A 15,701-nucleotide genomic window follows, 5' to 3' on the forward strand; every position below is an offset into this window, starting at 1 on the left:
TGAATTGATTTATTCGTCTGTTTTTGGTTTCTGCCGCAACACTTTTATTTGAGAATGTATCTTCTTATTTTGAATTCGTTTTTCTTTGGATGATCGCGTGGCCTTAGTGGCTACCCTTTTCTTCGGCTTTCGATTCATTTCAGCCAATTTTTCACGTAGTCTATTTAAAGCAATATTCTTGTTTCGATGCTGACTTCGTTCATCTTGGCAAGTGACCACAGTCCCAGTTGGCAAATGGGTTAACCGAACAGCACTTTCTGTTTTATTCACATGCTGGCCCCCTTTACCCGATGCGCGAAAAGTATCCACACGACATTCTTTTAAGAGGTCTTCATTGGATTTAATCATACAATCAACTTTTATAATGGCCAAAAATAAATAATTGCCGGTGTACCAATAATAACGATTAATATTTCTAATGGTAAACCCATTCGCCAATAATCTCCAAATTTATAGCCACCAGGGCCAAGTATCAGCGCATTACATTGATGTCCTATTGGTGTAAGAAATGCACAGGATGCACCCACCGCAACTGACATTAAAAATGGATCTATACTGACTCCCATTGACATTGCAATACCGACACTTATTGGTGCCATTATTAAAGCTGTAGCCGCATTATTAATAATATCAGATAAACTCATTGTAATAATCATAATAATTGCAAGAACAAGCCAAGTGGGTAAACCGCTCGTTAATCCAACCATTAGATTAGCAACTATTGCAGTTGTACCGGTACTTTGCAACGCATCACTTATGGGAATCATTGATCCTAAAAGTACAATTATTGGCCAATCAATGCTTTTATATAAATCTCTAACAGGGAGTATTCCTGAAAATATATAAATTAATATTGCACCTATAAATGATATTGTTGCGGGAAAAACCCCAAACATACTTAATAATATTGCGCCTATAAATACCAATACGGAAAATCCTATTTTTGAAAATATTCCAATATCAATATCTCGATTTTCCAGTGGTAATAGGTTTAATGATTTTGTGTTATTCTTTAATTCTTCTTCCCTGCCTTGTATTAACAACACATCGCCAATAGAAAATTTTACTCTGCCAAGTCTTTTTGTAATTGGATTATCATTTCGTGCAACAGATATTAATGTTAAACAATTTGATGTTTTATTTCTAAAATAATTTCGTGTTCGACCCAACAATGAAGATTCAGGTGTAACAACAACTTCCATAAATGTAGTGTCATCTTCTTTTAGAGAATCAATTCGAAATCGCATTTCCTTTGTTAACTTAAAATTATATTCATCCATTGCAATTTTTAATTCTGTTGGATCTGCCATTATTAAAAATTGATCACCCTCACTTAGAATATAATTAGGGTCTAAATATTCAATTTCTTCATTTTTATTTATTTTCCGAATTAATGTTATTTTATCTCCCGTTAAATTATTGACTTCCCCTGCATTTTCACCAATTAAGGAGCAGTTTTCTGGAATTCTAATTTCTGTAACATATTTATCAATTGAAAAAATTGACCGGGAATTTGATTTATTATCTTTATCATTTGGAATAAGCTTCCAGCCAATAAGTGCAATAAATAAAACACCTAAAATAGCTATTACACTACCAACAGGAGTAAAATCAAATAAACCAAATGCAGTAGGTTCAAAGTCCACAAGACCAATATTTTGCAATTTCAGGTAATTTGCCGAGAGCGATGTTGAATCAGCAATCGCTTGCGAAACAATGAGTTCCAGTTGTTCCTTTCTGACATTAGCAATAATAATATTGGGGGGCGTACCTATCATGGTTATCATGCCTCCAAGAATACTGGCAAAAGCAATAGGCATTAATAGAATTCTAGGAGATCGTTCATTTTCCCAAGCTGTTTTTATTGTTACAGGGAGCATTAAAGCTAATGCACCAACATTATTCATAAAACCTGATAGCAGGGCAATTACACCACTTAAACTTGAAATATGCATTGTTTGGATTTTAGTGAATGGCTTGATCCTACGAGTTATAAAATCGACCACACCAGAATTTCGTAATGATCTACTGATTATTAATACTGCTGCAACTGTAATAACAGCAGGATGACCAAATCCTAAAAATATTTGATTATAATTATTTATTAAAGTTGAACTTTCATCACCTAAACATTTATCTGCAATAATAAGTATAAAAAGAGCTGTGACAGAAACGATATCATATCTCCATCTTCCATATATAAATAGCCCAAATGTTATCATTAAGATAATTACTATCGCAATTTGATCAATATTCATAATGACATTCCACCAATTATAGGTCCATTGTTAAAGCTATAATTGTATATATATATATCCAATTCCGTGATATTCAGATACTTTATCATTCAATTACCTTCCTCAACGACCCACCGTTTTCAACCAATTTTTTATTCGCTTCTTTTTGTGAACAATTCTTCTTTATCATTACTACCGCTACTTTAACAGATTTGTCTGCTTCAAATAATTTGGATCGGGCCAATTGATAATCCACACCGGTAAGTTTTTCTATTATCCGTGTACCACGATCCACCAGTTTATCATTTACCGTCATGAGATCCACCATAAGATTTCCATAAACTTTTCCCAACCGAACCATCGTGGCGGTAGAAATCATATTCAGTACCATTTTTGTTGCTGTCCCTGCTTTCATTCGTGTAGAACCGGTGATTACTTCTGGCCCTGTAATGACCTTGATCAACACATCAGCATTCACTGATAAATAAGGCTTTTCATTACAGATCAAATAAACAGTTTTAGCACCGATGGATTTTCCATATTCAATGGCAGAACTCACATATTGTGCCGCACCGCTAGTGCTGATGCCAATCACCACATCGTCGGAACTTAGTCCAAATGACTTAAGATCAGTTATGGCTGCGTCCGGTTGATCCTCTGCCCCTTCGATAGATTTTCTAAGTGCATTATCCCCACCGGCTATGATACCATTGAACCAATCAGGCGGGACTGAATATGTGGGTGGCATTTCGGAGGCATCAAGGACGCCTAACCTTCCTGAAGTTCCTGCCCCAACATACACAACACGGTTTCCATTTTGAATTGCGACAGTGGTCAAGTCTACCACTTTCCCAATTTCGGGTATCGCCTCATTGACTTTTTCCGCAATTGTTTGATCTTCACTATTAATAATCTCCAATATTTCAGAAATTGATTTATCATCAATAACAGTGGAATGAATATTCTGTTGTTCTGTAGAAAGGTTTTTTCGTTCTGTAGTTTCCATGTAAAAAATTACACAACTTCATCTGTAATGGTTGAACATTATTCCTGATTAATATTGAACATTAGATAGTCTTAATGTTTTTATAATATTTGTAAATTTTACGCTAAATAGATTTGTAAATCATAGGATTCATAACCATGAGCCATCCCCAAAATAAACAATTCAAACTAATATCACGCCCAATCGGAATGCCAACACGGGAAAATTTTGAATATTCAGAATTATCCACTCCTTCATTAAAAGAAGGCGAGCTATTGGTGCAATCAAAATACATATCTTTGGATCCTGCCATGCGAGGCTGGATGAATGATGGTAAATCTTATATCCCTCCAGTAGGTTTGGGTGAGGTTATGCGTGCCGGCGGTGTTGGTGAAGTATTGGAATCAAATAACCCCAAGTTTATTAAAGGCGATTTTGTTCAAGGACTGTTGGGCGTCCAAAGTCATCCTATTTCCAATGGTGAGCAATTAACAAAAATTGATCCAAACTTGGCCCCATTGCCATTATACCTAAGTTTATTTGGCCTTACGGGCATGACAGCCTATTTTGGTTTACTCTCCGTTGGAGAACCAAAAGAAGGTGATACTGTTCTTGTATCCGGTGCGGCTGGTGCTACGGGATCAGTTGTTGGGCAAATTGCAAAGATCAAAGGCTGCCGTGTAGTGGGTATTGCAGGAGGTCAGGAGAAATGTGATTACATAATTAATGAACTGGGTTTCGATGCAGCTATCGATTATAAATCCGACAATTTACTTCGTGCTTTAAAAACCAGTTGTCCAGATGGCGTAGATGTCTTTTTTGATAATGTGGGTGGAGATATACTCAATTTAGTTTTGACCCAAATTAATATGAATGCACGGGTAGTTATATGCGGCGCAATTTCTCAATACAATAATACCACTCCAATAAAAGGGCCGGATAATTATTTATCTCTTTTAGTTAACCGTGCAAGAATGCAAGGGTTTATCGTTTTCGATTTTGCCAGTCAGTATGGCGAAGCTGCCAAACAAATGGGACAATGGCTCGCAGAGGGAAAATTGAAATCAAAAGAACATATTGTTGAAGGGATTGACACATTTCCAGAAACATTGCTTATGCTTTTCTCTGGGGAAAATTTTGGTAAACTGATGCTTAAAGTTTAGAATGACGAGTAAATTCGCAGAAAAAGTTGTTCTTGTCACCGGCGCCGGTTCCGGGATTGGACGCCAGACTGCCATTACTTTTGCCAAAGACGGCGCGAAAGTTATCGTTAGTGATATCAATGCAAATGCAGGTCAAACCACTGTTGATGAAATTATAGCCAATGGTGCTAATGCAATCTTTGTTCAGATGGATGTTTCCAAGTCTGAGGAGGTTAAATCTGGAATTGCCAGAGGAATCCAATATTTTGGTCGGCTGGACTGTGCAGTAAACAATGCAGGCATTGGCGGAAGACTCGCCCCCACTGCGGATATTCATACGGCCGATTGGGATAAAGTTCTTGCAGTAAACTTGACCGGTGTCTGGAATTGTATGAAATATGAAATTCCCCATATGCTTAAACTGGAATCCCAATGCGCTATCGTCAATGTTTCTTCCATCGCAGGATTGGTGGGAATGAAGAGGAATGCACCCTATACCGCCAGCAAGCATGGTGTCATCGGATTGACAAAATCTGCTGCTTTGGAATACGCTAACAATAATTTGCGCATCAATGCCGTATGCCCTGCTTTTACTGATACAGCCATGTTGGATGAAATGAGTATTGAGAAACCTGATCTGAAAGAGAAACTCCACCAAGGCATCCCCATGAATCGCCTGGGAAACCCTCAGGAAATTGCCGACGCAATCCTTTACCTATGTTCAGATAAAGCCAGTTTTATTACAGGACATGCCATGCCATTGGACGGAGGACTTTCCATTCAATAGCATTTTTATGATAAATTAATTTTTATACCTTTTTGAATTCATTTAAAAATATAGTTTTCTCTTTACATAATCTCGATTTGGATGCTGTTTGCGATTTTCTAATGGACTCAGGAGTATTATCAACATCCATAAATAATTTGGGAAAAGATGATTCGCCCAATAAAACATGGTTCGATGAGCCGGGGCAACCCCGTTGGGAAGTATGGGAAGAGCCTGTTGTTGTTGCGCTGGTTGAATCAAATAAAGAAGCAGTAATCCTCGCTCAATTAATTCAATCTGAGTTTGAATTAAGTACACTCCCAAAATATTCAGAAGAATCTATCGCTGATATTAATTGGGTCCGTGAAACCCAAAAAATTAATAAGCCCAATAAAATTACCGATCGACTTTGGATCATTCCTACAGGACAATCACCTATAGATAAAAATGCTGCTAATATTTTCCTTGACCCCGGTGTTGCTTTCGGGACGGGGAACCATGCCACAACAAAACTTTGTTTAGAATGGTTGTCGGAAAATATTCAAGGCGGTGAATCGGTATTGGACTTCGGTTGTGGTTCAGGAATCCTTGCGATTGCGGCAATAAAATTAGGCGCAGAATCCGCCATCGGTGTAGATATTGATTCTCAGGCTTTAAAAAGTACCAATGAAAATGCAAATTTAAATGGTATCTCCATCCCAACTTATCATCCGGATGAATTGCAAAATAATCAAAAATATGATATTTTAATTGCCAACATTCTGGCGAATCCATTGGTTGAACTTTTGCCAAAGTTCAATTCATTATTACATCCTAATGGCCGAATAGCAGTTTCAGGTATAATGGAATCTCAATTGGCTAAAATTATACAAAAATATAAGGACGGCTTTTCAGACCTCTATCATCTGAAAAAGGACGGCTGGGGATTAATTTCAGGAATTAAATAAACTAAATGCTGGCGAAATACCGTTTCGCCTCTTTCATCACCTTTGGCGAAAGCATGATTGATCCAACTACTGTTGGTATTGCCATCACGGCATACATCCCATCCACAAGGTTAATAACTAAATCAATGGTAATCATGGCACCGACAACAATGGTTGCGATATAAAAACAGCGATAGTAAAATATGCTTTTACTCCCAAATAAGTAACCACTGCATTTACTACCATAATATGAATAACTCATCATTGTAGAAATACTGAATGTGAGCACGGCAGCTAAAAGCAAACCTTGGCCAAAAGATCCCAATTCCTTTATAAATGCTGTTGTGGTCATGGAAACACCGTTCAAACTATCATCCTGCCAAACACCAGAAACAAGAATCACCATAGCAGTAATCGTACAAACCACAATGGTATCGATAAATGGTTCAATCATGGCAACCAATCCTTCACGAACTGGCTCTTTTGTCATAGCTGCCCCGTGTGCCATATCAGAAGTACCTAACCCAGCTTCATTTGAGAATAATCCTCGGCGAACACCGGCAATAATGACGGCGCCAACTGCGCCTCCCATGACCGAATCCCCCGTAAATGCATCGTTAATAATCAATCCAAAAAGGGATGGTATTTCAGAAATATGATTAAAAATTACCAAAAGTCCCCCAAATAAATACAAAACAACCATGATTGGTACCATGTAAGATGCAACTTGACCAATTCGTTTAATACCACCAAAAATGACCAAAGCTGTCAAAATTGCCATGATCAATCCCTGGATAAAATTTCCTGTACTGACATTTTCTACAAACCATCCATTTGGTTCAAATACCTGGTTTCGAATAATATCTGCCAACTGGTTAGATTGAAACATTACAGTACATCCAATCAATCCCGCTAAACTGAACATTATTGAAAATGGTTTGAACTTTTTTCCCAATCCATTTTCGATATAGTACATGGGGCCACCCTGAATTCGGCCCATATCATCTTTCCCGCGGTAAAGGATCGACAATGTACACGAGAAAAATTTTGTGGACATGCCCACAATTGCGCTGAGCCACATCCAAAATAATGCACCAGGACCACCCATTTGAATAGCAATAGCCACACCACTGATATTTCCAAGTCCTACTGTACTCGCCAAAGCGCTGGAAAGCGCCTGAAAATGAGTAATCTCACCAGGATCATTTGGGTCATTATATCGACCCAGCAGAATGTTGAACCCATGTCGAAAATACTTAAAAGGTACAAATCGGCTATAGATTGAAAAAAATATTCCACCCCCAAGAAGTAGAATAAGCATTGGGGGACCCCAAATGAATCCGGCAAATGCAGATATTGATGTTTCAATTAATTCTAAAATTTTCATTTCTTCCACTAAAAAGTTGCGGATTATACCGAAATTCCCTGCTTAATTACTAATGCTAATTCAATGAAAAAACTAGATTTATACCTCATTCGCCAATTTTTGACTACGTTATCCATGACGTTACTGGGATTTGTGTGTGTTATCCTGATTGTAGATCTCATTGAAAACCTCGATCGATTTATTGATAATTCCATCCCTGCCATTATCACAATTAAATATTATATCTACGCCATCCCCTGGTTTTTAAATATTGGCCTTCCTATGTCCATGCTAATTTCAACTGTTTTTAGTATCGGTCTTTTGGCAAAAAGAAATGAACTTACTGCCATGAAGGCCACCGGGATTAGCCTCTATAGAATTGCTATTCCTATTACCACAATTGGATTGATAATCAGCTTTATATCATTTGAATTGGATAATACATGGGTGAGCAAAGGCAATGAAGTCCGATATAATATTGAACGGGAATATATGAAGCGGCGATCCCGTGTGAAGCGCCAAACGGATCTCCGAAATGTCTTTTTACAAAAAAATGAAAAAACCCATATTTCTATCGGCAGGTATAAAGTTGAAACAACGGTTGGCCGCAGCATCACCGCCATTGCTTTAGAGAATGGAACTGTTAGTCAGCGTATAGATGCTCGGGGTATCAAATGGCTTGATTCCTTGAATACTTGGAATGTAACAGATTTTTCAATCAGGGAGTTCAATTCAATTGGTGAAGTAAAAGATATGACTATGTCCCGAGGTGATACTTTATTGGAACTTAATTTCACACCCGAAGATATTACGCAACAATCCAAAACGCCAGATGAAATGAACTTTGCCGAGCTTACTCTTCGGATTGATCAGCTTAAAAAGAACGGTGTAGATACTACCAAATGGGAAGTAGATCGACTATTTAAAATATCCTTTGCCTTCACAAATTTAATTGTTGTTCTATTCGGCTTGCCCTTGGTGGTAATGAAATCAAAAGGTGGATTATCTTTTGGGGCCGGCATGGGAATTTTTGTGATTTTTATATACTATGCCTTTATCAAATTTGGTATGTCCATGGGGTATAAGGGTATCATGTCTCCCCTTACAGCTGCATGGATGGGGAATGTGATATTTTCTATCGGCGGAATGCTACTTTTGGTCTTTGCCCGTAAGTGATTCTTCTGGTTCTTTGATCACCCCTTTTTCCGGAATAGGAGAAGGTCCACCGTTATTAGAAACGCCCTTTTCTTTCCTACCTTTAAAACTGGTAATTGTAAATCCAAGGGCAAGGTTTAACCCTTTCATAGAATGGATCCACATCCCATCGCGAAATGAAAATCCAAAATCGATCAATACAGGACCACCATGAAATCCGGCACCCAAAGCCAATTCCGTTCGACCCATGCCTTCCCATGCAAACCCAAGTCGTAAAGGCATTTTTGGAAAACGATGTAATTCCGCTCCCACAGCCCAACGCCAGCGGGAATTAGCAAATAATCTGTTCTCAAATCCAGTACTAAGATCAGAACTAACGAGATAATCTTTTTTACGGTACGATAATCCAAACCGAAGTATAGCGGGATATCTTATATTAAATTCTTTTAACTTTCCGTTTTCATCCACATTCTTTATTAGAGTTGAACTGCTTGTAAATATAGATCCCGATGATAGATTATCCGCTCGGAGTGAATCAATTGTATAGGTGTACAAAATTGCAACAGAATCGGAGAGAGCTTCACCTTTCCATTTCATATTAAATATATCATCACTGTTGCCAAATTTGCCATCTTTCCCCGCTAAAATATCTTTAATAAAAGAGGGTTTATTCCAACCGATGGTTCCCAATGCATTGATCAAAGAAACGCCAAAACGCATTCCATTGATTTCTTTGCTTGCCACACCTATGTCTAATCCGTAACCAGCGCCACCAAATCCTTGTCTCAAATAATAGGACCCTGATCCATAAACTGCTGTTGGAGTTGTAATGAAATCTGCTTTACTTGAATCAGGATCAATACCCATATAAAACAATCCTTGGAGATATTTTAGAGAGATCCCTAGAGCAAAAGATTCAAAAGGTACAGCAAAAGAAAAACCCAATTCGTGGACACCCATAATTTCATATCCCAATGTCATATCAATCTCCGGATTACTGGCGTTACCTTCCAGCATAAGCCGAGCTAATCCCGCCGGAATGCTATAAGAACTCATATAAAGTATATTCGAAGTTATGGCCATATTTCCTGATGAATAATTGAGTCCAGGAATTGGCAATTGGCCGTTCATATCAAATTTGAGTCCCCCATTTCGTTCGAGCCGATTAATGATTAAAGTTTTTTCATCATTATCCAAAGTATCTCCGCTTAGGGTATTCATGGCGGCCATGGATAGATAATTATTCCCAATACCAAAATCAATGCCACCCAACTGAAGCATAAAAGGTTTATCTACTTGGAAAGCAATAAGGGCAGGATTGTACCCAACAGAATAAAAACCATCACCAATCATTGAATAAGCATTGGCTAATGAAACGGCTCGAGCATCTCGTTTTTGACCAAAAGAAACGGTCATCATCAAGAAGAGAATAAAGATTGGATAAAGCCGTTTAATCATTTATTGGACTTTTTTCCCCATTGAGCGATCGTTGAGTTTACTCGAATTTTTCCACTACTATGACTGATGGTGAAATACCATCCATTCATATCACGAACTTTTCCGTCCGTAGATTTTATTCGAATTCGAATGCTATCCCGTAAAGATGATTCCATAGAATTGATTCCTGTTGTACTGCTCGGTGTCCAATTAAACGAATCCACATTGGCCAATTCTGTCGTGATGTCGGCCCACCCATCGTCCTTATCCATATCTGGAGAAGTGCCCGCAAAGTAGGCTAAATCGACAGTGTTAATTGTTCCAAATGTTTTCCATTTAATAGTGACTTCCGAATCCTTATTCAAATTCTGGTTTCCATTGGGATATTTAACCACCAATTCATCAGGGGCAGCACTTGTCATGCCCGTACTACTCAGCATAAAAGTAATATTCGAATTAATATCTATATAATCTGCCGTTGTTAAGTAAACCTTTTTACCATCAGAACCATTGAGATGAAAGCGCGGCGCCATATAGGGCTGTCCCGGGTTTGTCATGAGCATAATCCTAGATGAAGGAATGGGGCTACTATAAACAGCAAACCCAGGATCTTTAACCTGCCCTGCGTGAACGCTCGCATTAGTCGCGGGATAAAAACTCACGGGATCAGGCAATGGGATTTTTAATAATGTATCCACATATGAAACTACCGTATCCATACCAAAACCTGTGGTCTTTATTAAATAAACCATACCATCCACACAATCGGCAATATCATCCATAACATTAAAAATGAAATAATTACCAGTCTTTGGATTTAGACTGTCACATTTTGAAACAATATAAACACTGTCCGAACTTGCCCAGTTTTTTTTCACTACCATTGAATCTTTAAATGAAGAAAGGGCGCTGACAGTCGTATCCAATGGAAAAAAACCCAAATTGGACATGAGCATGGCCAACTCTCCACCTGTTGGTATTTTATTTTCTACTGTCAAATCTAAACTGGCAGATTGCAGCGTTGATCTAATCCGATTCCGATTGCTGTGGTCCATTTCTTGGACGGGAGTATTGGTGACTGAAATAAATGTCATAGGTGCCATAATGACTTCAAATGGCGCAAGCATAGTATATTTACCGCCAATACTCATTCCTGCTTCTAAAGTTCCTCTGCCGTCAATTCTAGCGCGTGATTCTACATTGAAGATTGCTGGACTTGAGGACATAAGTTCTACAATTGTTGTTTCACCCGCTTTGGGTGCAACTGTTGAACTATCATAGTATGCCACTGAGGATGGCGACTTATACTTCAGCGTTGTTGTACCATCTCTGGAAAGTCGAATAATCGTTTTGGTCGTATCACCAGCATTTGTTGGACTAGCCAAAGTCGACAATGCATTAACCTTCATGGAGTCGCCTTTTTGATTGATGCCAATCATATCAAAATCAAGGATTACCGGTAGCCGAATACCATTTCTCATTTCAATTTCTAATTTTGTATCGGAGAATGCCATACCAGAAAATCCCAAAGGCATTCCGGCAATACTGAATGCTGTGGGTGGAAATCCTTGAATAATGTTTGCTTCCAATGATTCAAAATGCAATTTTTTCAGTGCAACATCCAAAGAAACAGCGCCCATGTCTGACCCATCCAATGGGATTTTTGCTGATTGAGCCGGCATAATTGCTGATATATCAAGACTTAACTTAGATAACGCTGAATCTTTCCCCGCCGGATTGGCAAAAGTATATCCGTCTAAATTAAATGTTTTAACGATAGTTGTACCCTTTTTCAAAACAGTGTCTATTTTAGTTGAATCTTTTCCTGCTGGTGGAATGAAATTTCTAAAATTCAAATTAAAATCAATATTGAGGGGATAAGTGCTAGAAATACTTTTTATGTCAATCTCGTTGACTTCAAAACCGCTATTTGATTTTAATTTACCTGAATATATTTCTATATCTGTAGGGAAATCTATGGCAGGTAATGACATGGGTAATTCGTATTTGTCCACTTGAACAATGGCTGAATCCAATCCGGAAATTCGAAGTTGAATTGCCACATTCACTTGAACACTGTCCCCTGCATTAATGGTCACAGTTGCATCGGATGTACTGGCAATCCCAAAGCCGATATCCATCCTGATTGCATTGCCCAAACTATCTTGACTCAAGGATGTTGTCGTTGGACCATAACTTGCATCCTTAGGTAAAGTTGACTGAGTATGGTTGGCCAATGTTTTGGCCGGCGAAGCGATATCTGTAACAAGAGCCGCGCTGGGATTGGTCACATTAGTAGGCAATCCCTTGTTATTAAAAGTGGAACCAAAATCGCTGACGCTACTCCCCGCATCTGCTTTGATAACCAACCCATCAACGGATTTAATAAAACTTGGCAATTGGCTTGATGGTATAGCCGGGATTGGTATTGTAATTTGGATGGTAGTATCCACTGCCGAAGCAATAGCGTTCCACACCGCTTGTGTAACAATTTGATTGGTTATTGGTGGTACAGAAAAAACAGCTCCGGAACTATTGGTGAGCTGCCCACCAGGCGCAATTGGTATTGCTAAATTAATAGTGGTATCCAATGAAAATGAAAGACTAGGAGCGGTTACAGGATCTTGTGAATATTGGATATTTTGATTGAGTTCAACCTCAAGAATATCTGCACCTATTGATGTATCCGGCAAGGCACCCTCAAACATTAACTGCATTCCAATGGAGTCTGCTGTTGAGAATATCTGTTTATTATCCACCATCCCTGCCAATGAATACTTTTTTTGCACAAGTGGAAAGGAGAGTTCAAAAAACCATGTGGGCAATTCAAATGCCATAGGATTTTGAAAATCGCAACTCAATGTAAATATAGAAAATATACCAATTAATATTTTTGTAAGACGGTTTCGAATGCGTATTTGCAATTTTCTCGGATTTTGATTCATTATATTTGGGTCATTTGCCTAACGATTTAACATAGAAATTGACCTGAATTGAGTCCCTTTTACTACAAAAAAAAAGAGCCCCGAAAAATCGGAGCTCTTTTACATTTATAATCAAGTTAATGATTAATATCTGTAATGCTCAGGTTTAAAGGGCCCATCTACGGATACACCAATATATTCCGCCTGGTCGTCCCTTAATTTTGTCAGCTCAACACCAAGTTTATTCAGGTGTAAAAAAGCGACTTTTTCATCCAAATATTTTGGCAACATATGAACATCGTTAGTATAATTTTCACTATTATTCCACAATTCAAGTTGAGCCAATGTCTGGTTTGAAAATGAATTACTCATGACGAAAGAAGGGTGTCCGGTGGCACAACCCAAATTCACTAAACGACCTTCAGCCAAAACGATAATATTTTTTCCTTTAATGGTATACATGTCCACCTGGGGTTTTATCTCGTCCTTAGTGTTACCGTAATTATTATTCAACCATGCCATATCAATTTCATTATCAAAATGACCAATATTACAAACGATCGCTTTATCTTTCATGGCTTCAAAATGATGCCCTTGGACAATATCTTTATTTCCTGTTGTTGTTACAATAATATCCGCCTCAGGAATGGCTGTTTCCAATCTTCTCACAGGGAATCCATCCATGGCCGCCTGAAGCGCACAAATAGGATCAATTTCTGTAATAATTACCCTGGCGCCGGCACCACGCAGAGATGCAGCAGACCCTTTTCCCACATCGCCATAACCAGCCACTAAGGCAACCTTACCGGCCATCATAATGTCGGTTGAACGGCGAATGGCATCAACCAGTGATTCTTTACAACCATATTTATTATCAAATTTTGATTTAGTTACAGAATCATTCACATTGATCGCTGGCATAGTTAGTGTGCCATTTTTAACTCGGTCATATAACCGATGAACACCGGTAGTGGTTTCTTCTGACAATCCTTTAATATCTGCCACTAATTCAGGGAATTGATCCAAAACCATATTGGTTAAGTCACCACCGTCATCGAGGATTAAGTTCAATGATTGGCCATCTTCAAAAGCAAAAAGTGTTTGCTCAATACACCAATCAAATTCGACATCGTTCATACCTTTCCAGGCATAAACGGGAACGCCAGTGACGGCGATTGCTGCAGCTGCGTGATCCTGTGTAGAAAAAATATTGCAAGAAGACCATGTGACTTCAGCACCCAACTCAGTGAGTGTTTCAATTAACACAGCTGTTTGAATTGTCATGTGCAGACAACCTGCAATGCGAGCACCTGCCAATGGTTTGGAGGGACCATATTCTTCTCGGATGGCCATTAAGCCCGGCATCTCTGCTTCAGCTAAAGTCATTTCTTTACGACCCCATTCAGCTAAAGAAATATCTTTAACCTTATAAGGTAATCTATCAGTTTGAGTCATTTCTGCTACAGTCATAATTAATTCCTTTTCATTATGGCTGATTTCAATGCATCAACCATGTCAGTTTTTTCCCACGTGAATAATTCAATTTCCCGCCCGAAATGTCCATTGGCAGCGGTTTGACGATAACGGGGATATTTCAATTTTAAGTGACGAATGATTCCACCCGGTTTCAACGGGAAAATCGATTTCGCAATTTCTGTTAATGTTTCATCGGCCAGCGATCCAGTGCCAAAAGATTTCACATAAAATGAAGTGGGTTCGGCAACGCCAATACTGTAGGAGAATTGCACCTCACATTTTTCAGCTAATCCTGCAGCAACAATATTTTTAGCGATATAACGCGCCATATACGCTGCGGAGCGATCCACTTTGGAGGGATCTTTTCCGGAAAATGCACCACCGCCATGGGGAGCATAACCACCATAAGTATCCACAATAATTTTACGACCTGTTAACCCAGTGTCCGCTTCAGGACCACCAAATACAAAACGCCCCGTTCCATTGACGATAAACGATTCTTCATAGGGAAGACCGCATGCATCCAAAACAGGTTTAATGATTTTTGAAATCATTTCTGTTTCTACAAAATCATGCTCGGCTGATTCTGTACCAAATTGATCCATCATATCGTCATGTTGCGTCGCCACAACTACATTGGTAATTGAAACGGGTTTACCATCTTTATAGGCTACAGATACTTGAGATTTACTATCCGGTCTCAACCATGGAATTGTACCATCTTTACGTAAAATGGCCATCCGTTCTACCAATCGATGGGACAAGTGAATAGGTAATGGCATAAGTTCTTTTGTTTCTGTACATGCAAATCCAAACATAAGACCTTGATCACCGGCACCTTGTTCATCATGAAGACCAGATCCTTCATCCACACCTTGTGAAATTTCTGGACTTTGTTTATCCAACATGGATAATACTTTTACAGTTTCATTATCCATGCCATATGCTTTATCGGTATATCCAATTTCGCCCAAAGTATCTTTTACAACTCGTTCAACATCCACAAAACCTTTGGATGTTACTTCACCAGAAACAACGACAGTTCCCGTTGTAGCCAATGTTTCACAAGCGACACGTGAATCTGGATCTTGGGCCAATAAATTATCTAAAATTGCGTCAGAAATGGCATCACAGACCTTATCGGGATGACCTTCTGAAACAGATTCAGATGTAAATACAAATTTGCTCATTAATGAATTCCTTAATAATTCTTTTACAGGGAGTCTAGAAATTACGTGCTCTTCCCAATAGACTCCAAAGTGTCGAGAAAATAAATTAGTTTATATA

12 protein-coding genes are annotated in these 15,701 nt (G+C 38.6%); 4 read left to right on the forward strand and 8 right to left on the reverse strand.

What is annotated here, in order from left to right; all coding sequences use genetic code 11:
* Window positions 1-9: 9 nt before the first annotated feature.
* The 3 genes from HN459_06925 to murQ all read right to left on the reverse strand — a co-directional run bounded on the left by HN459_06925 (window position 10) and on the right by murQ (window position 3,243).
* The gene (locus HN459_06925; GenBank protein MBT3479183.1) at window positions 10-348 is read right to left on the reverse strand and encodes a peptide chain release factor-like protein; all 339 of its coding nucleotides are present in this window, start codon (window positions 346-348) and stop codon (window positions 10-12) included.
* A gap of 11 nt (window positions 349-359) precedes the next feature.
* Window positions 360-2,258 carry an SLC13 family permease gene (locus tag HN459_06930; GenBank protein MBT3479184.1) on the reverse strand — a complete coding sequence of 633 codons (1,899 nt, stop codon included), beginning with the start codon at window positions 2,256-2,258 and terminating at the stop codon, window positions 360-362.
* Window positions 2,259-2,343: 85 nt separating this feature from the next.
* Window positions 2,344-3,243, reverse strand: coding sequence for an N-acetylmuramic acid 6-phosphate etherase (gene murQ / locus HN459_06935; protein ID MBT3479185.1), 900 nt, complete (start codon window positions 3,241-3,243; stop codon window positions 2,344-2,346).
* Between the two features lie 137 nt (window positions 3,244-3,380).
* On the opposite strand from murQ, the gene HN459_06940 reads away from it, so the two are divergent.
* From HN459_06940 to prmA, 3 genes are read left to right on the forward strand one after another with little or no spacing between them, the layout of a single operon-like run.
* Window positions 3,381-4,385 (forward strand): NADP-dependent oxidoreductase, encoded by a 1,005-nt coding sequence (locus tag HN459_06940; GenBank protein ID MBT3479186.1) that lies wholly within the window; start codon window positions 3,381-3,383, stop codon window positions 4,383-4,385.
* A gap of 1 nt (window position 4,386) precedes the next feature.
* Complete coding sequence (locus tag HN459_06945; GenBank protein ID MBT3479187.1) at window positions 4,387-5,151, forward strand: glucose 1-dehydrogenase; 765 nt, start codon at window positions 4,387-4,389, stop codon at window positions 5,149-5,151.
* A 32-nt stretch (window positions 5,152-5,183) separates the two neighbouring features.
* Window positions 5,184-6,077 carry a 50S ribosomal protein L11 methyltransferase gene (gene prmA, locus HN459_06950; GenBank protein ID MBT3479188.1) on the forward strand — a complete coding sequence of 298 codons (894 nt, stop codon included), beginning with the start codon at window positions 5,184-5,186 and terminating at the stop codon, window positions 6,075-6,077.
* A 1-nt stretch (window position 6,078) separates the two neighbouring features.
* On the opposite strand, the gene HN459_06955 is transcribed toward prmA, so the two are convergent.
* Entirely contained in the window at window positions 6,079-7,443 is a 1,365-nt protein-coding gene (locus HN459_06955; protein ID MBT3479189.1) for an alanine:cation symporter family protein, read from the reverse strand.
* Window positions 7,444-7,506: 63 nt separating this feature from the next.
* On the opposite strand from HN459_06955, the gene HN459_06960 reads away from it, so the two are divergent.
* Window positions 7,507-8,598: a YjgP/YjgQ family permease gene (locus tag HN459_06960; GenBank protein MBT3479190.1), complete on the forward strand. Its 1,092-nt coding sequence runs from the start codon at window positions 7,507-7,509 to the stop codon at window positions 8,596-8,598.
* Here HN459_06960 and HN459_06965 read toward each other — a convergent pair.
* The 4 genes from HN459_06965 to HN459_06980 form a co-directional block, all read right to left on the reverse strand.
* Window positions 8,572-10,035 (reverse strand): hypothetical protein, encoded by a 1,464-nt coding sequence (locus HN459_06965; GenBank protein ID MBT3479191.1) that lies wholly within the window; start codon window positions 10,033-10,035, stop codon window positions 8,572-8,574. The genes HN459_06960 and HN459_06965 overlap by 27 nt on opposite strands.
* Window positions 10,032-12,959, reverse strand: coding sequence for a hypothetical protein (locus HN459_06970; GenBank protein ID MBT3479192.1), 2,928 nt, complete (start codon window positions 12,957-12,959; stop codon window positions 10,032-10,034). Before HN459_06970 ends, HN459_06965 begins: the two co-directional genes overlap by 4 nt.
* Window positions 12,960-13,082: 123 nt before the next feature.
* The gene (locus HN459_06975) at window positions 13,083-14,393 is read right to left on the reverse strand and encodes an adenosylhomocysteinase (GenBank protein MBT3479193.1); all 1,311 of its coding nucleotides are present in this window, start codon (window positions 14,391-14,393) and stop codon (window positions 13,083-13,085) included.
* Between the two features lie 17 nt (window positions 14,394-14,410).
* A complete protein-coding gene (locus HN459_06980; protein MBT3479194.1) occupies window positions 14,411-15,604 on the reverse strand; it encodes a methionine adenosyltransferase in 1,194 nt (397 codons plus the stop codon).
* Between the last annotated feature and the right edge of the window lie 97 nt (window positions 15,605-15,701).

The sequence above is a fragment of the Candidatus Neomarinimicrobiota bacterium genome, assembly GCA_018647265.1.
Lineage (GTDB): Bacteria > Fidelibacterota > Marinisomatia > Marinisomatales > TCS55 > TCS55.

Excerpts from the sequence above, each read along its gene's own strand:
- HN459_06965 (MBT3479191.1), bottom strand. The coding sequence starts at position 10,035 with ATGATTAAACGGCTTTATCCAATCTTTATTCTCTTCTTGATGATGACC.
- HN459_06955 (MBT3479189.1), bottom strand. The coding sequence starts at position 7,443 with ATGAAAATTTTAGAATTAATTGAAACATCAATATCTGCATTTGCCGGA.
- HN459_06945 (MBT3479187.1), top strand. The coding sequence starts at position 4,387 with ATGACGAGTAAATTCGCAGAAAAAGTTGTTCTTGTCACCGGCGCCGGT.
- murQ (MBT3479185.1), bottom strand. The coding sequence starts at position 3,243 with ATGGAAACTACAGAACGAAAAAACCTTTCTACAGAACAACAGAATATT.
- HN459_06960 (MBT3479190.1), top strand. The coding sequence starts at position 7,507 with ATGAAAAAACTAGATTTATACCTCATTCGCCAATTTTTGACTACGTTA.
- HN459_06980 (MBT3479194.1), bottom strand. The coding sequence starts at position 15,604 with ATGAGCAAATTTGTATTTACATCTGAATCTGTTTCAGAAGGTCATCCC.
- HN459_06940 (MBT3479186.1), top strand. The coding sequence starts at position 3,381 with ATGAGCCATCCCCAAAATAAACAATTCAAACTAATATCACGCCCAATC.
- HN459_06970 (MBT3479192.1), bottom strand. The coding sequence starts at position 12,959 with ATGAATCAAAATCCGAGAAAATTGCAAATACGCATTCGAAACCGTCTT.
- HN459_06925 (MBT3479183.1), bottom strand. The coding sequence starts at position 348 with ATGATTAAATCCAATGAAGACCTCTTAAAAGAATGTCGTGTGGATACT.
- HN459_06975 (MBT3479193.1), bottom strand. The coding sequence starts at position 14,393 with ATGACTCAAACTGATAGATTACCTTATAAGGTTAAAGATATTTCTTTA.
- HN459_06930 (MBT3479184.1), bottom strand. The coding sequence starts at position 2,258 with ATGAATATTGATCAAATTGCGATAGTAATTATCTTAATGATAACATTT.